This is a genomic window from Nonomuraea sediminis (genome assembly GCF_018531495.1).
GTDB lineage: Bacteria > Actinomycetota > Actinomycetes > Streptosporangiales > Streptosporangiaceae > Nonomuraea > Nonomuraea sediminis.
In genome coordinates, this window is sequence record NZ_JAHDTI010000002.1 from 203,369 (window position 1) to 225,365 (window position 21,997).

The 21,997-nt window shown below is 71.8% G+C and carries 27 protein-coding genes; 11 read left to right on the forward strand and 16 right to left on the reverse strand.

The window, feature by feature from the left end; genetic code table 11:
* Window positions 1–2: 2 nt before the first annotated feature.
* Complete coding sequence (locus KIK09_RS09065; protein ID WP_214318277.1) at window positions 3–194, forward strand: ferredoxin; 192 nt, start codon at window positions 3–5, stop codon at window positions 192–194.
* Between the two features lie 38 nt (window positions 195–232).
* Here the strand turns inward: KIK09_RS09065 and KIK09_RS09070 are convergent, their stop codons facing one another.
* The 6 genes from KIK09_RS09070 to KIK09_RS09095 form a co-directional block, all read right to left on the reverse strand.
* Window positions 233–832, reverse strand: a complete 600-nt coding sequence (locus KIK09_RS09070) for a hypothetical protein (protein ID WP_214318278.1) — start codon at window positions 830–832, stop codon at window positions 233–235.
* Window positions 829–1,860, reverse strand: coding sequence for a PASTA domain-containing protein (locus KIK09_RS09075; RefSeq protein ID WP_214318279.1), 1,032 nt, complete (start codon window positions 1,858–1,860; stop codon window positions 829–831). The genes KIK09_RS09070 and KIK09_RS09075 overlap by 4 nt, the downstream gene beginning before the upstream one ends.
* Before the next feature lie 66 nt (window positions 1,861–1,926).
* Complete coding sequence (locus KIK09_RS09080) at window positions 1,927–3,132, reverse strand: RNA polymerase sigma factor (protein ID WP_214318280.1); 1,206 nt, start codon at window positions 3,130–3,132, stop codon at window positions 1,927–1,929.
* On the reverse strand, window positions 3,129–3,464 hold the full coding sequence (locus KIK09_RS09085; RefSeq protein WP_214318281.1) for a YciI family protein: 336 nt from the start codon (window positions 3,462–3,464) through the stop codon (window positions 3,129–3,131). The genes KIK09_RS09080 and KIK09_RS09085 overlap by 4 nt, the downstream gene beginning before the upstream one ends.
* Window positions 3,465–3,477: 13 nt before the next feature.
* The gene (locus KIK09_RS09090) at window positions 3,478–4,092 is read right to left on the reverse strand and encodes a dihydrofolate reductase family protein (RefSeq protein WP_214318282.1); all 615 of its coding nucleotides are present in this window, start codon (window positions 4,090–4,092) and stop codon (window positions 3,478–3,480) included.
* Window positions 4,093–4,134: 42 nt separating this feature from the next.
* Window positions 4,135–4,668 (reverse strand): helix-turn-helix domain-containing protein, encoded by a 534-nt coding sequence (locus KIK09_RS09095; protein WP_308163992.1) that lies wholly within the window; start codon window positions 4,666–4,668, stop codon window positions 4,135–4,137.
* Between the two features lie 62 nt (window positions 4,669–4,730).
* Here KIK09_RS09095 and KIK09_RS09100 point away from each other — a divergent pair, with 62 nt between their 5' ends.
* A complete protein-coding gene (locus KIK09_RS09100) occupies window positions 4,731–6,038 on the forward strand; it encodes an erythromycin esterase family protein (RefSeq protein WP_214318283.1) in 1,308 nt (435 codons plus the stop codon).
* Here KIK09_RS09100 and KIK09_RS09105 read toward each other — a convergent pair.
* Window positions 5,980–7,122 carry a MalY/PatB family protein gene (locus KIK09_RS09105; RefSeq protein WP_214318284.1) on the reverse strand — a complete coding sequence of 381 codons (1,143 nt, stop codon included), beginning with the start codon at window positions 7,120–7,122 and terminating at the stop codon, window positions 5,980–5,982. The two genes, KIK09_RS09100 and KIK09_RS09105, sit on opposite strands and share 59 nt — an antisense overlap.
* A 100-nt stretch (window positions 7,123–7,222) precedes the next feature.
* Between KIK09_RS09105 and KIK09_RS09110 the strand changes: the two genes are divergently transcribed.
* On the forward strand, window positions 7,223–7,678 hold the full coding sequence (locus KIK09_RS09110) for a MarR family winged helix-turn-helix transcriptional regulator (protein ID WP_214318285.1): 456 nt from the start codon (window positions 7,223–7,225) through the stop codon (window positions 7,676–7,678).
* A 4-nt stretch (window positions 7,679–7,682) separates the two neighbouring features.
* Here the strand turns inward: KIK09_RS09110 and KIK09_RS09115 are convergent, their stop codons facing one another.
* Window positions 7,683–8,765 (reverse strand): FAD-dependent oxidoreductase, encoded by a 1,083-nt coding sequence (locus KIK09_RS09115; RefSeq protein ID WP_214318286.1) that lies wholly within the window; start codon window positions 8,763–8,765, stop codon window positions 7,683–7,685.
* Window positions 8,766–8,846: 81 nt separating this feature from the next.
* Complete coding sequence (locus tag KIK09_RS09120; RefSeq protein ID WP_214318287.1) at window positions 8,847–9,854, reverse strand: nitrilase family protein; 1,008 nt, start codon at window positions 9,852–9,854, stop codon at window positions 8,847–8,849.
* Between the two features lie 96 nt (window positions 9,855–9,950).
* Here KIK09_RS09120 and KIK09_RS09125 point away from each other — a divergent pair, with 96 nt between their 5' ends.
* On the forward strand, window positions 9,951–10,793 hold the full coding sequence (locus KIK09_RS09125) for a LysR family transcriptional regulator (protein WP_214318288.1): 843 nt from the start codon (window positions 9,951–9,953) through the stop codon (window positions 10,791–10,793).
* Here KIK09_RS09125 and KIK09_RS09130 read toward each other — a convergent pair.
* Window positions 10,790–11,230, reverse strand: a complete 441-nt coding sequence (locus KIK09_RS09130) for a cupin domain-containing protein (protein ID WP_214318289.1) — start codon at window positions 11,228–11,230, stop codon at window positions 10,790–10,792. The two genes, KIK09_RS09125 and KIK09_RS09130, sit on opposite strands and share 4 nt — an antisense overlap.
* A gap of 110 nt (window positions 11,231–11,340) precedes the next feature.
* Here KIK09_RS09130 and KIK09_RS09135 point away from each other — a divergent pair, with 110 nt between their 5' ends.
* The gene (locus KIK09_RS09135) at window positions 11,341–12,354 is read left to right on the forward strand and encodes an alpha/beta hydrolase family protein (RefSeq protein WP_308163993.1); all 1,014 of its coding nucleotides are present in this window, start codon (window positions 11,341–11,343) and stop codon (window positions 12,352–12,354) included.
* Between the two features lie 65 nt (window positions 12,355–12,419).
* On the forward strand, window positions 12,420–12,893 hold the full coding sequence (locus tag KIK09_RS09140) for a cation:proton antiporter regulatory subunit (RefSeq protein WP_214318290.1): 474 nt from the start codon (window positions 12,420–12,422) through the stop codon (window positions 12,891–12,893).
* 151 nt (window positions 12,894–13,044) lie between these two features.
* Here KIK09_RS09140 and KIK09_RS09145 read toward each other — a convergent pair whose 3' ends face one another.
* A complete protein-coding gene (locus tag KIK09_RS09145) occupies window positions 13,045–13,764 on the reverse strand; it encodes a helix-turn-helix domain-containing protein (RefSeq protein ID WP_214318291.1) in 720 nt (239 codons plus the stop codon).
* 66 nt (window positions 13,765–13,830) lie between these two features.
* Here KIK09_RS09145 and KIK09_RS09150 point away from each other — a divergent pair, with 66 nt between their 5' ends.
* The gene (locus KIK09_RS09150) at window positions 13,831–14,646 is read left to right on the forward strand and encodes an NAD(P)H-binding protein (protein ID WP_214318292.1); all 816 of its coding nucleotides are present in this window, start codon (window positions 13,831–13,833) and stop codon (window positions 14,644–14,646) included.
* Here KIK09_RS09150 and KIK09_RS09155 read toward each other — a convergent pair.
* A complete protein-coding gene (locus KIK09_RS09155) occupies window positions 14,639–15,673 on the reverse strand; it encodes a hypothetical protein (protein ID WP_214318293.1) in 1,035 nt (344 codons plus the stop codon). The two genes, KIK09_RS09150 and KIK09_RS09155, sit on opposite strands and share 8 nt — an antisense overlap.
* A gap of 109 nt (window positions 15,674–15,782) precedes the next feature.
* Between KIK09_RS09155 and KIK09_RS09160 the strand changes: the two genes are divergently transcribed.
* Genes KIK09_RS09160 through KIK09_RS09170 form a run of 3 tightly spaced genes read left to right on the forward strand, consistent with a single transcriptional unit; the run spans window position 15,783 to window position 17,173 of the window.
* On the forward strand, window positions 15,783–16,214 hold the full coding sequence (locus tag KIK09_RS09160; RefSeq protein ID WP_214318294.1) for a hypothetical protein: 432 nt from the start codon (window positions 15,783–15,785) through the stop codon (window positions 16,212–16,214).
* A gap of 4 nt (window positions 16,215–16,218) precedes the next feature.
* The gene (locus KIK09_RS09165) at window positions 16,219–16,596 is read left to right on the forward strand and encodes a nuclear transport factor 2 family protein (protein WP_214318295.1); all 378 of its coding nucleotides are present in this window, start codon (window positions 16,219–16,221) and stop codon (window positions 16,594–16,596) included.
* Between the two features lies 1 nt (window position 16,597).
* Complete coding sequence (locus tag KIK09_RS09170) at window positions 16,598–17,173, forward strand: CGNR zinc finger domain-containing protein (protein WP_214318296.1); 576 nt, start codon at window positions 16,598–16,600, stop codon at window positions 17,171–17,173.
* Here the strand turns inward: KIK09_RS09170 and KIK09_RS09175 are convergent.
* From KIK09_RS09175 to KIK09_RS09185, 3 genes are read right to left on the reverse strand one after another with little or no spacing between them, the layout of a single operon-like run.
* Window positions 17,124–17,654 (reverse strand): hypothetical protein, encoded by a 531-nt coding sequence (locus KIK09_RS09175; protein ID WP_214318297.1) that lies wholly within the window; start codon window positions 17,652–17,654, stop codon window positions 17,124–17,126. The two genes, KIK09_RS09170 and KIK09_RS09175, sit on opposite strands and share 50 nt — an antisense overlap.
* A gap of 5 nt (window positions 17,655–17,659) precedes the next feature.
* Window positions 17,660–19,120 carry a hypothetical protein gene (locus tag KIK09_RS09180; protein WP_214318298.1) on the reverse strand — a complete coding sequence of 487 codons (1,461 nt, stop codon included), beginning with the start codon at window positions 19,118–19,120 and terminating at the stop codon, window positions 17,660–17,662.
* Window positions 19,121–19,145: 25 nt separating this feature from the next.
* The gene (locus tag KIK09_RS09185; RefSeq protein WP_214318299.1) at window positions 19,146–20,897 is read right to left on the reverse strand and encodes a hypothetical protein; all 1,752 of its coding nucleotides are present in this window, start codon (window positions 20,895–20,897) and stop codon (window positions 19,146–19,148) included.
* 40 nt (window positions 20,898–20,937) lie between these two features.
* Here KIK09_RS09185 and KIK09_RS09190 point away from each other — a divergent pair, with 40 nt between their 5' ends.
* Window positions 20,938–21,165 (forward strand): hypothetical protein, encoded by a 228-nt coding sequence (locus tag KIK09_RS09190; RefSeq protein ID WP_214318300.1) that lies wholly within the window; start codon window positions 20,938–20,940, stop codon window positions 21,163–21,165.
* Between the two features lie 2 nt (window positions 21,166–21,167).
* On the opposite strand, the gene KIK09_RS09195 is transcribed toward KIK09_RS09190, so the two are convergent.
* A complete protein-coding gene (locus KIK09_RS09195; RefSeq protein ID WP_214318301.1) occupies window positions 21,168–21,977 on the reverse strand; it encodes an MFS transporter in 810 nt (269 codons plus the stop codon).
* Between the last annotated feature and the right edge of the window lie 20 nt (window positions 21,978–21,997).

Genomic DNA, 21,997 nt, shown 5'->3' on the forward strand with positions numbered 1-21,997 from the left:
CCATGAAGATCACCGTCGACCAGGAGAAATGCTGCGGCGCGGGCCAGTGCGTCCTCATCGCCCCCGAGGTCTTCGACCAACGCGACGACGACGGCATCGTCCTGCTCCTGAACGCCACCCCCGCCGAACCCCTGCACACCGCGGTCCGCGAAGCCGCCACAGTCTGCCCCGGCGCAGCCATCGAGGTGTCATGAAGACGGAACCCCGGCACCCGAGGCTCCTTAGGACAAGATCAGTGGGGGGATCTGGCGGCTTGGAGCAAGGGGATGCCCTCGCCTAGGTCTTGGTTGAGGGGGAGGTGGACTTCTACCAGGTCTCTGCTGGCCAGTTCGATGCCCTGCATGGAGCAGCTGATGGTGGCGGTGCAGGTGCCGGCCGTCAGGCGCATGAGGCGGCCGGCGCGGATGCTGGCCTGGACCAGGGCCAGTTTCAGCTTCAGGTCCACGCCCAACGCCAGGCGGGCGACCGGTTGGCCGTTGACCTGGACCTCCACCCAGGGCTCGTGGTGGGAGACGATCTCGTGTTCAAGCAGCGGGACCACCTGGCCGGTGCCGGGGTGGTCGAGCGTCCTGCGGGCGGCGGCGCGCAGGGCGCGGTACTTGGACCAGCCGTTGAGCAGGACCGACCCCAGGTCGATGCCCTGCAGCAGTTCGCCGCTCGCCTCGGCCGCCTTGCGGACCAGCTCGCCGGGCGGCGCCTGGACCTGGCGGGTGAGCTCTTCGACGACGCGGCGGGTGTCCACGGCCCGCGCCAGTTCGTCGGCCACCTGCCTTGGCTCGGCGTTCAGCAGCAGGTCGGCCGTGCTCGGGTAGGTGGTGAAGGTTACGGTCACCGTACGATCTCCCTGATCTCCTGGCGGCCCTGGTCGTGGTGACAGACGAAGTCGATGCTGAGCGAGAGTTCGCGGACCTCCACGCGCGGCGCGGGGTCGGCGCGGGGCACGAACACCACGGAGGCCGGAGCGGTACGCCGAGCCGGACGGCGGGCACGGCGCAGCCCCCAGACGACCACGACCAAGCCCAGCAGCAGGAGCAAGAGCAGGAGCCATGGCGCCGGCAAGGAGGTCGACGAGCCGGTCTCGGAGGGGGTGATCTCGGGGATGGACGAGTCCGAGGAAGGCGTGGGCGAGGGCGAGGGCGAAGGCGAGGACTCGGAGCCCGGGGTGAGCGTGACGCTGACCGAGCTGCCACGGTCGACGACGGTGCCGGGCGACGGGTCCTGATCGCTGACGCTGCCCGACGAGCCGCTGCCGACGACGAGCGTGAGGCCCAGGTCCTCGAGCTTCCGGCGTGCGTCGCTCTCGCTGAGCCCGCTGAGGTCGGGGACCGTGACGCCGGTGGGGCTCGGGGCGCGCAGGTGGAGCGTGACCGTGCTTCCGGGGGCGACCTTGGTGCCGGCGGCGGGGTCCTGGGAGTCCACCACGTGGGGATCGGCCGCCTCGCCCGAGGCCACGGACGGCTCGAGCCCGGCGTCGCGGATCGTCTGCTCGGCCTGGTCCTGCGACTGGCCCACGACGTCGGGGACCGTCACGGTCGACGCCTCCAGGTCGATGGTCACGGTGGAGCCGCAGTCGGCCTGTTCCTCGCTGGTCGGGGTCTGGTCGTTCACCTTCCAGTCGCTGCCGGCCTCGGAAGGCCGCCACTCGGTGTCGAAACCGGCCTGCGCCAGCGCGGCGACCGCGGCGTCACGGGTCATGCCCATGACGTCGGGGACGGGTCCCCCTGCGTTGCCGTCGTGGGTGGTGCTCCGCCACTCCTCCAGCGTCGGGCACGACGGCGCGGGCGTCGGCGAGGCCCATGCGGGCGCCGACAACCCGATCACCATCGCGGCCAGCAACACGATCACGCTCGTGGCCCGCATCTCGCCTCCTGGCATCAGCCCGGACACTAGATGCGTCGCCTGGCCAGGGCATGAGTATCCCCCTACTCAATCGGCCTCTAACCGCGATGCCAGGAACGCGCGCTCGGCCTCGTTGTCCGCCAGCGCGATCGCCTTCCCGTACTCCGCGGCGGCCTCCGCCGAGCGACCGAGGCGGCGCAGGAGGTCGGCCTTGATCGCGGGCACGTACCGGTAGCCGGCCAGCCGTACATCCCGTTCGAGCGTCTCGACCTCCGCCAGCGCGGCCGCGGGGCCCGCGACCATGGTCAGCGCCACCGCGCGGTTGAGCGCGACGACCGGCGAGGGCCAGGCGGCCAGCAGTTGGTCGTAGAGGAACAGGACCTGCGCCCAGTCGGTGTCCTGGTAGGTCGGGGCGGTGGCGTGGAGCGTGGCGATGGCGGCCTGCAGGGCGAACCGCCCGTAGTCATCGGCCCGGAGCGCGGCCACGACCAGCGCGTCCGCCTCGGCGATCAAGGACCGGTCCCAGGCCGAGCGGTCCTGCTCCTCCAGCAGCAGCAGGCGCCCGTCGGGCGCGGTGCGGGTGGCGCGGCGGGCATGGTTGGCCAGCAGGAGCGCGAGCAGCCCGCTCACCTCGGGATCTCCGGGCAGCAGCGAGTGGAGCATGCGGGCCAGGTCGAGCGCGTGCGCCACGAGGTCGGCTCGGGTCAGCTCAGGGCCCGATGGAGCGGTGTGGCCGATGGTGAACAGCAGGTGGATCACGGTGAGCACGGCGTCGAGCCGGTCCGGCAGCTCGTCGGGAGCGGGCATGCGGAAGGGGATGCGGGCCTCGGCGATCTTCTTCTTGGCCCGGGTGATCCTGGCCGCCATGGTCGGCTCGGCGACCAGGAACGCCTTGGCGACGTCGGCCGTGGCCACCCCACACACCAGCCGGAGAGTGAGCGCGACCTGGGCCTCGGGAGCCAGCGCGGGATGGCAGCAGAGGAACACCAGCCGCAGCCGATCGTCGTACATCACCGGCTCCGCGGGGGTCTCGACCAGCAGATGCAGCTTGGACCGCAGCGTCCTGGTCCTGCGCAGCGCGTCCAGGGCGTTGTGCCGGGCCGCCGTGGTCAGCCACGCGCCGGGCCTGGCGGGGACGCCGCCGCGCGTCCAGTCCTCCAGCGCGGCGGCGTAGGCGTCCTGGACGCACTCCTCGGCCAGGTCGAGGTCGCGCGTGAGCCGTACCGTCGCGGCGAGCACGCCCGCCCACTCGCGCCGGTGCGCCTCGGCGAGCGCGTCGCGAACAGAGGTCACGGCGCGAGCAGCGGCCACACCTCGACGGCGCCGTCCATGATCGGCAGCAGCCTGCCGACGGCGAGCGCCTGGTCCAGGTCGGCGGCCTCGACCACGAAGAACCCGGCGATGACCTCCTTGCTCTCCAGGAACGGGCCGTCGGTGACCATGCCGCCCTTGCGGATCGTCCTGGCGCTCGCGCTGGGCCGCATGGCGTGCTCGTGCACCACCTGCACGCCCATCTCGGCGATCTTCTCCCCCGCGCGCAGGTTGGCCTCCATGACCTCGGGCGGGATGTCGGCCACGCCCCCGGGAAGCTCCTTCTCGTAGATCAGGATCGCGTACTGCGGCATCCTTCGCCCCCTGTCACCAGTTGCCGGTTTCCGGCCCCATCGCCCCGTACGTGAGTCCGCCTGCGCGTACGTACGAGCTGACGACCACACCCGTACCCGCCACGGACGACTCCGCCAACCGCAGCCCGGCGGGAATCGTCTCGTCGCCGAACAGCCGCTTGCCCGCGCCGAGGAGCACGGGGAACACCAGCAGGTGGAACTCGTCGACCAGGTCGCGCCTGATCAGGGTCTGGACCAGGTCGCCGCTGCCGTGCACCTGGATCTCACCGTCCAGGCCGCGCACCGCCTCGGCCAGGTCGCCGGTCAGCAGCGCCGAGTTCTGCCAGGTCAGGTCGCCGAGGGTGCGCGAGGCGACGTACTTGGGCACGGCGTTGATCTTCGCCCCGATAGGGTCGTCGGCCCCGGCCAGCGGCCAGGTGGCGGCGAAGCTCTCGTAGGTCTTCCGCCCCAGCAGCAGCGCGTCGGCGCGCGCGGTCAGCTTGGCCATCCGCTGGATGAGGTCCTCGTCGAAGTACGGCACAGCCCAGCCGCCGTGCTCGAACCCGCCCTCGCGGTCCTCGTCCGGCCCTCCGGGCGCCTGCATGACGCCGTCCAGGGATACGAACATGGTCACCAGAAGCTTGCGCATGGTGTGGTCTCCTCTCTCTCACCAGGTACGGCGAGCGAGACCTCACGAATTCGACAGCGTGGGGAAGAAAATCGCGCTCATCAGGTGGGGCCTGCGGCCAGGAGCGGGCTCGTTGCGCCATTTCTCGGCCAACAGGGCGCCCATCTCGGCGACCATCTCGTCGACCTCCTCGGGGCTGAGCCAGACGACGCCCTGCCGGTAGCCCACCTTGTCGGCGACCGGGTCGGCCCCCTCGGTGTCGAGGTAGGCGTTGAACTCGGCGAGCAGGCCGGCCATGGCGGCGGCGAAGCCGCGGCGGTGGTCGTCCTGGGACATCGACGCGGCGGCCTCGTTGTCGATCTTCGCGCGATCGCCGCGCAGCCGGTAGTGGCGTTCGACGGCCCCGTGCACGCGCTGCTCGTCGGCCACCTCCAGCACGTCCGCCTCCACGAGCGTGCCGACGTGCCGGTACACGGTGGTCTTGGGGACGTCGGGCAGGCGCTCGCACAGCTCGGACGTCGTGCGGGTCACGCCGCCGGACAGGGCGTGCACGATGCGCAGCCGCACCGGGTGCAGGAGCAGGTCGAGAGTGTCCACTTCCCTACGATCCCATATTTGGTACCATTCCCAAAGTTGGGAATACACGATTGGAGAGCGACATGATCTTCCCCCTGGACACGCTGGATCCGGCCGCGCCACTGGACGACCTGGCGTGGCTGGACGAGGCGATCGGCGACGCCCGCGTGGTGGCGATCGGCGAGAGCGCGCACTACAACCGCGAGTACCTGCAGCTGCGCCACCGCCTGCTGCGCTACCTGGTGGAGCGGCACGGCTTCGGCGCCTACGCGATGGAGACCGGATTCCCCGAGGCCTGGCAGGTCGACGCCTGGGTCAGGGGCGGCGCCGGCGAGCTCGGCCAGGTGCTGGCCGAGGGCACGACGTCGCTGATGGGCCTGTGGACGCAGACCGGCGACCAGCTGCGGTGGATGCGGGAGCGCGGCGATCTCGGCTTCTACGGGGTCGACCTGCCGGGCTCGATGGTGTCGATGCTGCCGGGACTGGACGCCGTGCTCGCCTACCTGGCCGAAGCCGACCCCGATTTCCAGCCCGACCCGGCCATCAGGGAGACGGCCTCGTCCACCGCCGCGCCGTCCGCGTTCTCGGTCGCCACGGCCATGGAGGGGTACGGCAAGCTCGCCCCCGAGGCCAGGGACGCGCTGACGGCGGGCCTGGCCGACCTGTCCGCCCGCCTGACCGGCCACCGCCTGGCCTATGTCCGGCGCACCGGCGCCGAGGCCTACGAGCGGGCGCTGCGAACGATGCGCGTCACGGTCGACCTGGACGCGTTCTGCCGGCGACTGCCCGACGGCGACCGCGAGTCGATGATGCTCATCCGCGACGCCGCCATGGCGGACACGATGGAGTGGATCCTGCGCAGGGAAGGCCGGATCGTGCTCGGCGCCCACAACGGCCACGTCCAGCGCACGCCCCTCGCCATGCCAGGGACGTCCCCCGTGACGATGCTCGGCGCTCACCTGGCCGACCGCCTGGGCGACGACTACCTGGTCATCGGCACGACCACCGGTACGGGCCAGATCCTCAACGCCAACCCCGACTTCTACACCGGCACCCTCTTCGCCCCCACCCAGGAGCCCGAGCCCGGCAGCTTCGACGCTTTCATGGCCGCCAGGCACGACGGCCTGTTCGCCCTGGACCTGCGCCGCCTGTCACCCGCCGACGCCGCGGCCGTCCGCGCCGTCACCAGGCAGCGGGGCGGCGCCGGCGAGCTCTACGTCGACCAGAACCCGCTGGAGGCCTTCGACGTCGTCATCCACTTCCCGCACGTCACACCCGCCGACCCCGACCCCGGCGCGCTGGCCTGCTCCTCCGGCGACGTGCGGGAGGCGTTCACGCGATGGCTTGCCGTAGCCGGTGGAGCATCTCCTGAAGGATCGGACCCGAAGTAGCGAAGTTGAGGCGGGCATAGCCCTCTCCGCCCGGGCCGAAGGAGGGCCCGCTGCTGAGTTTGACGTTCGCGCGCTCGAGGAGGTGCGCGGCCGGGTCCGGACCGAGGTCCAGGCCGCGGAAGTCCAGCCAGGCCAGGTAGGTGGCCTCCGGCAGGTGGAAGCGCACCCCGGCGGGCAGGGATTCGGCGATCAGGTGCCGGTTCCCGTCCAGGGTGGCGCGGACCTCGGCGAGCCAGTCGTCGCCGTCGCGCCACGCGGCCAGCGTGGCGAGCACGCTCAGCGAGCTGACCTCGCCGAACAGCAGCGGCGGCTGCGCGGCCAGCGCGTCGCGGACGCGCGCGTCCCCGAGGTGGGCGACCGAGCAGCGCAGCCCCGCCAGGTTGAACGCCTTGCTCGCCGACGTCATCGTCACGGTACGGCCGGCCGCCTCGGGACCCAGCGAGGCGAAGGGGATGTGCCGGTGCGGGTCGTAGGTGAGGTCGGAGTGGATCTCGTCGGAGATGACGAGCAGGTCGTGGCGTTCGGCGATCTCGGCGATGACCGCCAGCTCGTCCCTGCCGAACACCCGCCCGGTGGGGTTGTGCGGGTTGACCAGGATGAGCGCCCGGCAGCCGTGCCGTGCCACGTCGGCGGCCAGCCGCTCGGGGTCGAACCCCCAGCCGTCACCGTCGTCGAGCATCGGGATGGGGACCAGGCGCCGCCCCATGTCCTGCAGCGTCTGCAGGAAGGGCGAGTAGGCCGGGGTGTGCATGGCCACGGCGTCGCCGGGTTTGGTGGCCACGTGCAGGGTGACCTGCAGCGACTGGATCAGCTCGGTGAACAGGCGGACGTGCGCCGGATCGAACGTGGCGTCGTAGCGGCGCTTCATCCGCTCGGCGAAGGCGTCCCTGAGCGGGTTCAGCCACGGCTGGTCGTCCCAGGCGGGATAGCCCAGGTCGTCGGTGCCGGCCAGCACGTCGCGCACCGCCTGGGGGACGGGGAAGTCCATGTCCGCGATCCAGGCCGGCAGGACACCGGGGGCGACAGCCGACCACTTGACTCCGGGCCGCCGCCGCAGGACATCGGGATTGAGTTCGTCGAACATCGCATTCCGATCACTCGCCGCCGCATTTAAGGACTGATACTAGACCATTCACTCCCAAAGCGGTTAGTTCGGCGGGCGAACTATACGGTAGGGTGAGGGGATGAGCAAGGCCGAGGAGAGCATGGGGGTCGTGACCGCGCTGGTGCGGTCGTCGTTCCTGATCAACTCCGTGTACACGGAGTCGGCCCGGGAGTACGGGCTGACGCCGCAGCAGGGGCAGCTGCTGTGCGTGCTGATGGCGCAGTCGTACGGGATGAGCGAGCTCGGCGCGGTGCTGGGACTGGCCAAGTCCAGCCTCACCGAGCTGGTCGACCGCACCGCCCAGCGCGGCCTGGTCCGGCGCGAGCCCGACCCCAGGGATCGCCGCGCGGTCCGGGTCGGGCTCACCGAGCAGGGTGCCGAGCTGGCCGAGGCGTTCTACACCGAGACCTGCCGGCGCATCGACCTGCTCCCCGCCGGGCTGGACGGCGCGGAACGCGCGACGCTGGCCGAGCTGCTGGCCCGCGTGGTGCACGACAACCACGTGCCCACGGTCTTCCTCGACCCGGCTCGGTGACGGCTCACGCCGCCACTTCCCGCTCCAGGCCGAACAGCGCGGAGAAGCGGCCGGTGAACAGGTCCGCCCCCTTGTAGTCCGCGACCTCGCGCGCCGGCAGCACGATCGGCCCGTCGGGCGAGGGCAGCTGCCCGACGCCGCCGCTCGGGCCGAGCGGCAGCAGCACGAACGGCACCTCGGAGGGCCGGTAGGTCGTGCCCGGCCGCTCCCCGCGCACCTGGGCCAGGATGTTCTCCGCCACGACCTCGGCGTGCCGCATCGCGTTGCCGGCCATCTTGGCCTCCGCGAGGTCGGCGATGTCGCCGATGGCGTAGACGTGCTCGTGGCCTTCCACGTTGAGGTGCTCGGTCACCTTGAGGTGCCCCTGCGGCGTCCGTACGGTGGCCAGCTCGTCGCCCAGGTAGCCGGTCTCGACGCGGACGCCGTGGGCGCGGAACCAGATGTCGGCGGAGACGGGTCCGACGGTGAACGGCGCGGCGACGCCCGGCTCCACGGGCGGCGTGCCGTACGAGGTGCCCAGCCGCAGCTCCACGCCGAGCGTGTCGAGCTGGCCGTGCAGGTCCTGGCGCAGCTCGGCGGCGAAGCCCGGCAGCAGCTCCGGCTGCGGGTCGACGATGACGACGTGCTTGTCCGGCCAGACCGCCTTGATCTCGCCGGCCAGCTCGAGCCCGACGGGGCCCGCCCCGGCGATCAGCACCCGGCCGGCCGCCGCGAGGTCGGCGTTCAGCTCGAGCAGCCGCTGCCGGGCGTGCCCTGAGGAGTCGGTGTCGAACTTGAACGGAAACGGGTAGCCGGAGCCGGTGGCGAGCACCAGGAAGTCGGCCTCCACGCGGGCCCCCGAGGCAAGCACCACACCCTTGGGGTCGACCGAGGCGGCCCGCTCCCTGATCACCCGGCCGCGCTCCATCAACCGGTCATACGGGTAGAACAGGTTGTCCGCCCAGTCCGGCCGCACCAGGGCCCGCAGCGACACGGCGTTCTGGACGAAGGCGTCCTTGGGCTCGACGAGCACGACGTCCGTCTCACGATCCAAGGCCTTGGCCGCGCTGGCCCCGCCGTACCCACCACCAATGATCACAACTCTCATGACACGCCCCTCTTGAAGTTCGTTCCACGAACCATATTCGTTCGTGGAACGAACTTCAAGTCGATCCCTTGCCAGGGAGCGCTACTCGGGGTCCTGCGCCTCGGGACCCTGTACGTGGGAGGTGCGGTGGAGGGGGACGGGGGTGGGGAGGAAGCGGGCCGTGCGGGGGTCGCGTTCGTCGCCGAAGCGGTGGGTGAGGATGGTGTAGAGGTCGGGGCGGCGGCCCTGGAGCCAGCGGCGGCCGGTCGAGAGGGGCAGGAGGGTGAGGTCCAGGTCGGCGACGATCATGGTGTCGGCGGCGGCCCAGGTCTCCTCGATGATCCGGCCGTAGGGGTCGATGATCATGGCGTTGCCGGTGCGGATCTCGTCGTCGTCCTGGCCTACTCCGTTGCTGAAGAGAATGAACAGGCCGTTGTCGTGGGCGCGGGACGGGAGCCAGCGCATGAGCCACTCGCGTCCGTTCGGGCCGCGCAGTTCGGCCTCGATGGCAGCCGGGTTCTGGTGCCTGTCGTGCCAGAGGTGGGCGGGGATGGGACGCATGCCGTACGGGCTGCGTGAGGCGGTGCCGCCCGTCTGGTGCGGGGCGATCAGGATGGAGGCGCCGAGCAGCGCGGTGGCGCGGACGTTCTCGACGAGGTTGTTGTCCCAGCAGATGAGGATGCCGGCGCGCACGCCCCACGGGGTGTCGAAGACGGTGTAGGCGTCGCCGCTGCTGATCGCCTCGTGCTCGAAGGCGTGCAGCTTGCGGTGGCGGTGCACGGCTCCGTCGGGCATGCATACGGCGTAGCTGTTGAACAGCCTGCCGTCCGCGTCGATCTCCAGGAAGCCGGCTCCCACGGCCCTGCCGTACCTGATGGCCAGGTCGCGGACGGCGGTGATGGACGGTCCGTCGAGCGGCTCGGCGAGCTCGCGCAGGCGGTCGGCGGTGTGCCTGCGCAGGTGCCAGTAGCCCAGCAGGCACATCTCAGGAAAGGCGATCAGCTGGACGGAGGAGGCCTGGGCGACGTACTTCTCCACCTGGGCCAGGTTGTAGGCCTTGTCATCGGGGCGGTGCTCGAACTGCACCGTCGCGCATCGCAGCTGGTCCACGGGGACACCTTTCTCGTTGCCGGTCTCGGACCAGGAGAACCCCGCAATGAGCCATTCGTCCAATGAATCTTTTTGGGTGTCCGATAGATTCGTGGAATGGATATCGGGCTGCTGCGCGCGTTCCTGGCGGTGGCCGAGCACCGCAACTACGGGCGTGCCGCGCGGGAACTGCTGGTGACGCAGCCGACGCTCACCAAGCAGATCCAGTCGCTCGAGGCCAGGGTCGGCGGGCGGCTCTTCCGCCGTGGCCGGCACGGCGCGACGCTGACCGAGCTGGGGTCGAGCCTGGTGCCGGAGGCGCAGGACCTGGTGCGGCGGTCCGACGCGCTCGATCTCCGGATGGCCAGGATGGCGCGTGGCGAGGTGGGCAGGCTCTCGATCGGGTTCGGGTTGTCCAGCATCGAGCGGGCGCCGCGCCTGGTGGCGGCGTTCAGGCGGCGGTACCCGGAGGCGCAGCTCGTGCTGGACGACATGTCCTCCAGGGAGCAGCTCGACCGGCTGGCGACCGGCGAGCTCGACGTGGGCTTCATGCGCCCGCCGCCGGGCGATGCCTGGGGGTCGCTGGCGTTGGGCACCGACCGCCTGGCCCTGGCCACGACCTCGGACGTCGATCTTTCCGCCCCGGGGGACCTCGTCCAGCTACGGCGGGACAGAGGCCCTGGGCTGGTCGGGCAGATCGACCGGCTGTGCGAGGCGCTGGACATCCGGCCGCGGGTCGTCCAGGAGTCACAGGATCTGCTGACGGTGCTCGCGCTGGTGGCCGCCGGGGTCGGGGCGGCGTTCGTGCCAGCGGGTGCGGCCCGTGTGGCGCCGCACCCGGTCGTCGTCACCCCGATCGACCATCCGGCGGCCGAGTGGCAGGTGGCCGTGGTGTGGAATCCCGGCCGCGCCCACCCGATGACCACCCGCTTCCTCGACCTCGTACGGGAGACCGGCTAGGCCGCGTGGAAGTCGTAGGGCAGGTCGTCGGAGACGTAGTAGACGCAGTCGGCGCCGGGGGCGCAGCGGCCCCAGTGGACGGCCTTGCCCGGGTAGTACAGGTAGTCGCCCGCGCCGACCTGGTAGGTCTTCTTGTGTCCCTGGACGTGCCAGAGCATCGTGCCCTTGACGCCGACCACGTGCTCGGGGCTGGTGTGCCAGTGCGGTGAGAACGGCGTGCCCGCCTTGAGGGTGAACATGGCCTCGGACGGGCCCTTCTTCGGGTCGCCCTTGAGCTGGACGTAGGTGCAGCCCGCCAGCCCCTCGCACGGGGAACCCTTCTCGTGGTCGCTGTGGTAGGTGACCGGGTCCTGGCCGGCGGCCGAAGCCGAAGCCGACCCCGTCGCGATGGCCGCCAGAGTCGCGGCCGCCAAAGCCAGGAAGACCTTCTTCATCATGTGCATGCTCCTTAGAAACGGACCGGAGTCCGATTATACGGACCACAGTCCGGAAAGCAATAAACGCTCAAAATCAAAACGATCGTTTCCATGACGTAAGATTTATCGTTGTGCGTACATGGATCAAGGTCTCGCTGATGACAGTGGTGCTGCTGCTCGTGGCCGCCACGGGCTGGGTCATCTACCAGAACGAGTACGACATCAGGGAAGAGAAGGTCACGATCACCGGTGGCGCCCAGCCGCTGCACGGCGTGCTGGCCTGGCCGAAGCGGGGACGCGGGCCGTACGGGCTGGTGGTGTTCGTGCACGGCGACGGGCCGATCGACGCCACCCACGACACCTTCTACCGGCCGATCTGGGAGTCGATGGCCCAGGCGGGCTACGCGTCGCTGTCGTGGGACAAGCCGGGCGTCAACGGCGCGCCGGGCAACTGGCTGCACCAGAGCATGCAGGACCGCGCCGACGAGACGATCGCGGCGATCAACTGGGCCAGGACGCGGCCCGGCATCGACCGCGACCGGATCGGACTGTGGGGCGCCAGCCAGGCCGGCTGGGTCATGCCCAAGGTCGCCAGGCAGACGCCCGACGCGCGCTTCGTCATCGCCGTGGGAACCGCGATCAACTGGCTCCAGCAGGGCCGCTACAACCTGCTCGCCGAACTCGGCGCCAGGCACGCCTCGAAGGACGAGATCGCGGCCGCGGTCGCCAGAAGCGACGCCATGCGGCGCGCGCTCAGGAGCGGCCAGACCTACGACCAGTACAAGGCCGGGGGCGGCGATGTGAGCGATCTCTCACGCGACCGGTGGGAGTTCGTCGTCAAGAACTACACCTCCGACGCCTCCGCGGACCTGGCCGCGGTCAAGGTGCCGGTGCTCCTCGTCGTGGGAGGCCGCGACATCAACGTCGACGTCGCCGACACCGAGGCCGGATACCGCAGGCAGCTGCGAATCCCGGGGCAACTGCAGGTCAGGCGCTATCCGGAGGCCACCCACGCGCTCGTGCCCAAGGACGTCGAGGAATCGGAGTTCACCTCCACCCTGCTCGGGATCGCCGCGCCCCGGTCGCTGTTCGTGGACGGGTACCTGCGTGATCAGAAGCGGTTCCTCGAGTCGCTGGGCCACTGATGCCCGCACATAGGGCCGAAGGAAAGGAGCCTGAGGAAGGGGCGACCGCTGTGCCTGCTGCGCGCATGAGCACGACGCCGCTGCCGGGAGTGGGGGTCCGGTACGACCTGACCACGCGCGAGCAACGGCACGTGTCGGTGATCGCGCACCGCGACGGAGCCGGGCGGACACTGAACACCTACGCCGGCGACGACCCGGACGCGTGCGCGCTGTCGCTGCGGCTCACCGAGGCGGAGGCCGCGTCCCTGGCCGAGGCGCTCATGCCGTCGCACCGCAGCCCGAGCCTGCTCTCCACCACCGACCTGGGCCTGGTCGCCGAGCGGATCGAACTGCCTGCCACCTCCCACTGGAACGGCCGCCTGCTCGGCGACACCAGGATGCGCACGGATACCGGCGCCTCGATCGTCGCGGTACTGCGCAGAGCCGAGGCGATACCCTCACCGACACCCAACTTCCGCCTCGCCGGCGGCGACACCCTGATCGTCATCGGCACCCGCGAGGGCGTGGACGCCGCGGCCGCGATCCTCGGGCGGGAGTGACCTTTTGCACTCCGCGCTCTTCCTGATCGAGTTCGGCGCCATCATCCTGGGACTCGGCCTGCTCGGACGGCTGGCAGGACGGCCAGCCCGCCGACGCTCCCGAGCCCGCCGGCGCCCGCGACTAGCTCGCCGGTACGGCCTGCCGTACCGGTCAGCAGGGGCGGAGTGCCGGGAGGCGGCCAGCGAAGTAGGCCGCGGGGGTGATGCCCATCAGCGTGCGGAACTCGGCGGTCATGTGGGACTGGTCGTAGTACCCGGCCGTGACGGCGAGCTGGGCCCAGTGCCGGGTGCCGCCACGGGCGAGGACCTTGCGCAGGCGGGCGATGCGCTGGAAGCGCTTGGGCGGCAGGCCGATGCCGTCGGAGAACAGGTCGCGCAGGTGGCGTTCGCTGACGGCCAGCCTGCCGGCCAGGGCGGGCAGGGCCTCACGCCGTTCCCCGTCGAGCGCTCCGGCGGCGGTGCGCAGGAGCCCGGCGCGCTCCAGGTCGGCGGTGGAGCGGGCGGCGAGCATGGCAGGCAACGCCTGCTCCAGGCGTCCCACCACGTCCTGGCCCGGGTAGGCCGCGAGGTCGCCGTCCAGGAGCTCGCCGATGGGGACGATCCGGTCGACCAGCTCGCTCACCGGGGCCCCGAACAGCAGCCGGGCCGCCCCGGGGCGCAGCCGGAACCGCAGGCACACCGGCAGGTCCTTGCCGAGGTGGTAGGTGGCGTGGGTGCGCGGGCCGACCACCAGGAGGTCGCCGCGGCCTGCCGTACGCGCGCGGAAGACCAGGCAGGTGTCGGGGTCGGGAAGGTGGACGAGGGACGGGCCGCCGGACGTCACCTCCGTGATCTCGCTGACGAGCCACCGCAACCGCTCCGGCACCACCATGGCTCCACGCTACCCGTGCCGGAACTTCCTATAAGCGCTGGTGGGCCCGCTGGCAGGCTGGCGGCCATGATCCTGGTTACCGGTGCCACGGGCACCATCGGCGGTGAAGTGGTCCGTCTGCTGGCAGGGCGGGGCGAGCGGGTGCGCGCGATGACGCGGCAGGACGTCGCGCTGCCCGGGGTGGAGGTCGTGCGCGGGGACTTCGACGACCAGCCGTCTCTCGATGACGCGGTCAGCGGCGTGGAGGCGCTCTTCCTGCTGAGCGCGCCTGGCCCGCGGATCGCCCGGCACGACGCGGCCATGCTCGCCGCCGCCCGGGCCGCGGGCGTGCGCAAGGTGGTCAAGCTGTCGGCGATCGGCGCGGTCTCGTGGCACGAGGCGGGAGAGCAGGCGGTGCGGTCGGGCGAGCTGGAGTGGACCGTGCTGCGCCCCTCCAGCTTCGCCTCCAACGCGCTGCGCTGGGCTCCCGCGATCCGCCGCGGCGACGCCATCCAGAACAGCACGGGGACGGGTACGCAGGGCGTCGTCGATCCCCGCGACGTGGCCGAGGTCGCCGTCCAGGCGCTCACCTCCGACGCCCACGCCTCCCGCGTCCTGACCCTGACGGGGCCCGAGCTGGTCAGTGTCCCCGACCAGGTCGCCGTCCTGGCCGAGGTGCTCGGCCGCGACCTGGCGGCGGTCGACGTCTCCCCGGAGGAGTACCACGAGCAGCTGATCGCCGCCGGTATGGACCCTGCCTTCGCGGAAACGGCCGCGAACGGCTCCCGCCTCATCGCCTCGGGCGGCAACGCCCGCATCACCGACGACCTCGCCCGAGCACTCCCCCACCCGCCCCGCACCTTCGCCACCTGGGCGAACGATCACCGCGCGGCTTTCACGTGATGGCCTGATCCGCTGATCGGCGGCGTTGCCAGTAGGACAGGACCGCGGCGCCGAGCAGCGGGCCCCAGATGGGGCACGGGAACAGCAGGACGAAGAGGAACGCGTCCAGCAAGTACTTCGTCTGGGCGGCGCCCGCCAGGACGCCGGGGGCGGAGATGCACAGAGCGGCCGACACGAAGGCGCCGGGGACGACCGCGAGCATGACCGGGACCGGCCTGCCGCGCACGATCGGCATCCATCTCGGGAAGACCTCGCCCCAGCGGCTGATCAGCCCGAACGTCAGCACCACCCCCATCACCGCGCCGGCGCCGATCAGCAGCCCCTGCAGCCGGGTGGCCGGGTCGCCGCCGGGCATGACCAGCACGATGCGCTCGGTCACCGGGTCGTATCCGCCCAGCGGCCACGGCGTCGCCCAGGACAGCCGGGCCACCGCGTACGGCACGCCGCCCAGGGTGGCCAGCACGGTCACGAGCCTGCCCCAGCGCCCGACGGACCCGTGGCGGATCAGGTCGCCGAACGCCGTCCACCCCCAGGTGCCCGCCGCGATCGCCATCGCCCACGACCAGCCGACGCGCCCGCCGTACACACCGAGCCCCTTGCCGAGGTTCCCCAGGTAGGTGGTGATGACGTCGGAGCTGATCAGCCAGGCGGCGACGGCCACGAGCAGGACGGCCGCCACGTACCCGGCGGGATGCCGCCGGACGCACCCGATCACCACGAGCCCGACGACGCCCACCGCCATGACCGGGATCGCGCCGTACCCGAGGGACGACAGCACCGCGGCGTCGGACATGACGAACAGGAAGAACGCGGCCTCCACCGCCGCGACCGCCCGGAACCTGCCGAACAACAGCCCCAGCGCGCCGGATGCCAGCATCAGGCTCGCACCCAGGTCGCGCTCGATCCAGTGAGTGACGCCCACGGTCACCTTGTCGGCCGCGCCGTACGGATAGGTGCCGGGGAAGGCCAGCCACAGCGCTCCCACCGCCAGCGCCGCGAGCGAGACCAGCGAAACCTTGCTCTTCATGGCAACCCAGTCTTGGCGGCGGCGGCCTCCCGGCGATCACCCCAGGAGGCGATCCGACTCCCCCTCGAGAGGGATTGACACCTTCTAACGCGTTAACTAGTTTCAAGATATGCATCGGCCACGGAACATCGCCTATCTCGGGCTGCGGGAGCTCCCGGGCTGGCGGGTGAAGCTGTACGGCATCGCCTGGCAGGGCGCCGAGCCACGACCCGACCTGCTCCAGGCGGGCGCCGAGCTTGCCGGGCGGGTCCTGCTCGAGCAGCGGGACCATCACGGGCTGGGGTTCTGTGTGGTCCACGAGGCCCGCGGCATGACCTACGTCCTGGTCGACTGGTGGGCCTGCGAGAACGAGATCCACCAGCGCCTGTTCTCCACCTCGGACGACGCGTTCGCCCCGCACCCGAGCGACGCGATCGGCTGCGTGTGGGAGCTGGCCGTGGTCGATTTCGAACGGCGGGCCTGGCTGCGCCACGTGCTCGCCAACCCCGGCGGTCCCGACGAGGACGCCTACCTGCGTGAGACGTTCAACGGAAAGGTGTGATCGCATGGACGCCGACAGGCTGGCCGCGTTCGGGGCGGCGTGGCGTGAGAAGGACCTCGACCGGCTCATGTCGTTCATGACCGACGACTGCGTGTTCGGCGCGTCCGTCGGCGCCGAACACGGCACCGTCTTCCGCGGGCGCGACGAGGTGCGCCGCGGGTTCGAGCTGATGCTGGCCTACGACGCGGGAGCGCGGTCCAACCCGGGCACGACCTTCCTCGCGGGCGACCGGGGCGTGTCGACGTGGTCGTACACCTACCCGGACGCCGCCGAGGTGCACGGGTGCGACATCTACGAGTTCGACGGCGACCGCATCCGGGTCAAGGACGCCTACCGCAAGGTCTCCGGCGACATCACCCGCCCGTTCCCCCAGGGCGCCTAGCGTGGTGCGCCCGCCCGCGGATCCGGCGGAGGTCACGGGGCTGCCCGCCGACGTGGCGCTGGTGCACGCCTTCGTCAACTCGCTCGACCTGCGCGAGTACCGCGTGCACGGCAAGCGGATGACGCCGGGCGACGCCTGGGAGGGCGGGCCCGCGGCGCTCGCGCGCTGGCTGGACGCGCACGGGCTGCCCGCCGGCGAAGATCCGGACGCCTTCGAGCGGGCCGTGCGATTGCGCGCGGCCCTGCGTGACAGCACCCGCCAGACGCCGCCGGAGGAGCCGGCACCGCTCGCGGACCTCCCGCTGCTGGTCACGGTCGGCGTGGGGGCAGGGCCGCGGCTGGTCTCCGCCGCCGCGGGGGTGGACGCCGCGCTGGCCCGGATTCTGATCACCGCCGTCGATCTGTCGGCTCGCGGGCTCTGGGCGCGGCTGCGGATGTGCCTGGCCGACGACTGCCAGTGGATCTTCTACGACCGCTCCCGGCCGGGGCGCGGGCGCTGGTGCTCGCCGCAGCTGTGCGGGAACCGGTTCAAGATCCGCGCGCACCGGGAGGGTCGTCGTGACAGTCTCCCCACGTGAGGCAGGTCGCCTGCCCGATGGGTGGCTCGCTCGGCCCGCCGTACACCGGCTTGGGACGGGTTCTGGTGGGCTTGGGGGTGACGGTGACGCTGCTGGTGACGGTCACCGTCGCCCGCGGGGTGGGCTTCGGCGTCGGCCTGGGGCCCGGGGTGCGGCTTCTCGTGGGGCTGGGCTTGACGGGCCCGGTCGGGCGGGTCGTGAGGGTCTGGAAGATCGCGCCGGTGCCGGTGGTGGTGTGCAGCGTCAGCCGGGCGGTCGACGCGATGGGCGACGGTAGGGCGGGCGGCGGCGACCCCTGGTTCCGCCACACCAGGACGACCAGCGCCGACACCACCAGCACGGCCGCCCCGGCCAGCCACCAGCGCTCCGTGTGCCGCGGACGGACCAGCCGGACCGGCTCGTCGTCGGGCGGTTCGATCCGCCCGGGCAGCGGGTTGTACGGCATGCGCCGCCCGCCACCCGGGCCGGGAGGATCTGCCATGGGCGTCAGACGAGGATGAAGATCTCGGAGACGCCCTGGGCGAGGGTCGCGATGTCGGCGGCGGCCCCGCGTTCGGTGCTGGCGGGGTCGACGACGACGGCGAGCCGGTCACGCAGGCCCTTGCCGGTCAGCGCGGTCCACAGCAGGTTCGGCGCGAGCCCGGTGTCGAGCAGCCGGTAGGTGTCCTGGCCGGCCAGGCTCTTGTGCCCCCACAGCGTCACCGACGGCACGCCCTTGCCGATCACGTTGCCGACGAGCGTGTCGACCTGGGCGGTCGCGGTGGCCTGGTCCCACTGGGAGGTGTCGCCGGTGTGCGCCAGCCCGTACTGGCGGGAGGTGACCTGCGTCCAGGTGTCCCAGCCGAGCGCCCGTACGGCCTGCCACTGCGCCGCGCTGGCCCCGGCAGCCGTGATCTTGTACTTGCGGTAGGTCGGGCCCCAGAGCCCGTCGGCGAGCTCGACCCGGTCCAGGGTGACGGCCGCCAGGTAGTCGCCGACCGCCTTCTTGGTGGCCAGCGGCGCCTTGGCGCGCATGGCGGTCGCGCAGGGCGCGCTGGATCCGCAGCCGAGCTCGGGCACCGCGACGCCGATCGCCAGGCGCTTGCCGGGCAGGGCCGTCCTGAGCGCGGTGGCCGTCGTGGTGAGGAACTGCTTCACGTCGTCCTCGCCGGTGAACGTGCGGCCGTCGCGCGGGTAACCGAGGTAGTCGGCGAACTTCACGCCGGTGACGCCCGGCTGCTTGGCCGCCGCGATCAGCGCCTGCAACGCGGTGCGGTACTGGGGATCGCCGGTCAGGTAGTCGGCGCTGAGGTCGTGCTCGACCCAGGTCCGCAGCTTGGCCGCTCTGGCGGCGCGGATCGCGTCCGCGGTGCCGGCCGGGACCACGGCGGTCGGCTGCGGGGCCGCGCTGGTCACGGTGGGAAGCTGCGGGGGCGCGCTGGTCACGATGGGAAGCGGGGTGGCCTGCGGCTCGACCCCTGGGAAGGCCGTGGACTGCGGTCTCACCTCCGGCACGCCTGTCGTGGGCCCGTTGGTGTAGACGGCGTAAGGCTGCAGGGTGGCCACGTAGACCGAGTTCTGGTCGTCGCACACGTAGTAGGCCCGGTCTGCCTTGTTCCGGCAGGCGGGCGGGACGACGGGGACACCCTTGGCGTTCTGGCAGCGGTACTTGTGGACGGCCGGGTCCATCAGGCACGTGATCGCCTGCGAGCAACCCGTCCCCAGCCGGTACTTCTCATCCACGTACATACCGGCCTCCTTGCAGAACCGCACCGGGGCCACCCGGTCGGGCGCCTTCAGGCCCGAGGAGGGAGGAGCGGGCGGAACCACGTCCGCGCCGGGTATCAGGTTCTCCGCGCTGGCCAGGAACGGCGTGAAGATCAGGGCGCAGACGATGACGGCTCCCGCGGCGATCTTCTCCTTGCGGGACAGGCGTAGCCTGCGGAGCCGTTCGACGATCCTTTTCATGGTGAACCTCATCTCGACTCGTGGGCTAGCACTTGCCGGTGCCGGAGTTGTTAATGGGCGAACCGTCGTAGACCCGGTAGCCGCCGGTGGCCGGGTTGACCGCCTTGTAGGTGACCGTGAGCGTCAGCGTTCCCGAACCGCTGGTGGTCCCCTGCGTGGTCTTGCCGTCGCCCGTCGCGGTGCCCGTCCAGCTGACCGTCACCGTCCCCTGCTGCGTGACGAAGGAGCAGTCGGGCGCGGGAGCCTTGGCGGAGACGGAGACGCTCGTCCCCGACACCGAGACCCCGTCCGTGCCCGAGGACGAGGTCACCTGGCAGCTGGCGCCCGGGCACTCCAGCGAGAACGAACCCGAGCGGCTCAGGCCGAGGTCCAGGTGGGAGGGTGACAGGCTCGCCTCGGGCGCCGCCGGTTTGGGCAGCGCGGCCACGGCCAGCGGCTTGGAGCTCGCGCGCTTGGCGCTGGACTGGGGAGGCTCACTCGGGCCCTGGCGTACGGGCTGGTCGGACACGGGCTGCTTGGTCGGGGCGGGAGGCGGGCTCGAGGGGTGCTTGGTCGGCCGGGCGGTGCTCGGCGGCGTGGTGGGCCGTGCGGTGTTCTGCGGTGAGGCGGCGGGCGTGGTGGGCGGGTCGTCCAGGCCCACCGGCGTGGTCGTGGCGGGCAGCGTGACGACGGGCTGGCCGACCGGGAGCGTGGGCTGGCCGACCGGGACGCTGGGCTGCGGGTCGAGCGGACCGGTGGCAGTGCGGGACGGATCGAGTGGCACGCCCGTGCCGGACGGTGCCAGGCCCGCGCCGTCGCGTTCGGGGCCCGCGAGCGACGTCGGCCGCACGGCCTCCCGTCCCGACCAGGCGACGGCCACCCCGAGCACGACGGTCACCACCGTGCCCGCGATCAGGATCACCTTCACCGCCGGGCCGAGCCGCCTGGCCATGCCCATCAGCCAGAGCGGCGACAGGCGTGCCTCGGGATCGCTCTCGTCCGGGCGCTTGTCCCAGACCTCCTCCCAGGCGCGGAACGGCATGTCCTGGCGTACCTCGGTGAGCGCGTCGTCCTGCCGGGGAAAGCCGTCAGGCCGCCACTGCAGCTCGACCTCCTCGGCCTCGGCCAGGTGACCGGTCAGCGAACCGGGCGCCTCCTCGATCGGCAGGCCCTGCAGCAGCTCGGCGGCCGAGCGCTCCCGTGGCGCGGCCTGGCAGGTGGAGCAGCCCTCGATGTGGTGGCCGATCTGGGTCCTGGCCAGGCGTCTTGGCGCTCTCTCCCAGGCGGACACGAGCTCGGCAAGCACGTGGCACCCGCGGCCACCGCGGGCGAAGCTGACGGCGGCGTACCACCGTTCCAGGCTCGCGGCCGCGTCGTCGACCAGGATCTCGACCTCCACGAGCCCCGCGTCGAAGATCAGCGCGAGCTCGGGGAGTGTCAGCCCGTGCCGGTGCACCAGGTCGAGCGCCTCCCGCTGCGGTTTGCGCAGGCTCGCCAGTCCCTCGGGCAGCAGCTCGAGCGCGGCGTCCTGGCCGGGACGCACCCACGACCCGGTGCTCGTCGCGCAGGCCGCCGCGCTGCGGTGCGCGCGCAGCAGCCCGTACAGCCACGGCCGCAGGTTGTCCAGGTCGGTGAGCCTGGCGGCGTGGATGACGGCCGCGACCAGCGTGGCCGCGACCACGCGTTCGGCCTCCCCCTGCGGGAGCGTCGTGCGGGCGTAGTCGTACAGGAGGGAGCCGTACTCGCGGCCCGCGTCTTCGACGAAGTCGATCGCCTCATCGGGTAACGATTGCCACATGTGTCGGATACCTTCCGGTGGAAGCGGACAGAATCATCGGGTGGCGGACGATCGGGAACGAAACGACGGCTACCGGCCCCGGCATGGCCGCGAACTGCCGCCGCCTGACGAGACGGACGACGACGAGCCCACGCTGCGGCTGCCGGCCGTACCCGATGCCGTGCCGTTCCTGGAACAGCAGGTGGCGGCGCTGCGCAAGGTCGCGCAGGCGGCCAGGCACAGCGCCGACGTGCTGGGCGAGAAGCTCGACGAGACAAGCGACCACTGACCTCACCGCCTCCCCCGCCGCAGCGCACGGAAGGCCTCCGCCGCGTGCCCGTCCGCCCGCTCGTACGGCCGGCGTCGCACCTGCCCGCTCGCCCCGGCCAACGCCAGCCGGGGCTCCCGCTCGGTCACGGCGGGAAGGCTCGGCTGGGCGGCGAGCCCGGCAGGCCCTGAAGGGAGCGCGGGCGGACGGCCGGTGAGGGTGGCGATCGCCTGTTCGGTGCAGTCGGCGGCGATGTCGATGCCGTCGGCGAGTTCGACCAGTCGCCGCTGGACGAGCACGACCAGCGCGCGCGGCAGCAGGATCATGCGCTCACCGGACGCGAGCCGCAGGGGCACGCCCAGGCTGAGCACCGCCGAGCACGCCGCGAGCACCAGGCCGGGAGCAAGCAGCACCCGCCAGCCCACCACGGGGACCAGCCCCGCGGCCAGGGTGTGCGCCAGCAGCGCCCCGGCCAGCGCGGCCCCGCTGTTGGCCCGCAACGCGGCACCGCGCCGCGGGCCGTGGTGCAGCAGCAGCCCGAGCGCGAACGTCAGCATCACCGCGCAGCAGCACCCCTGCACCGCCCGCGCCGCCAGCAGCAGCGGCCAGGAGCCGGTGAACATCACCACGCCACAGGCGAGCGCGAACACGGCCTGCGCGAGCGCGGTGAGCACCCGCCACGACGCCACCCGGGCCAGCGGGCGGCACAGCAGCATGGCCGCCGCCCAGGATCCGACATAGGCCAGGCTCGCCCACGGCAGATCCTCGGATCGCAGCATGGGCAGCGCCGCGGTGAAGCCGACCAGGTCCGACAGCGCGGCGCCCTGAGCCATCAGGCTCACGCTCAACGCCG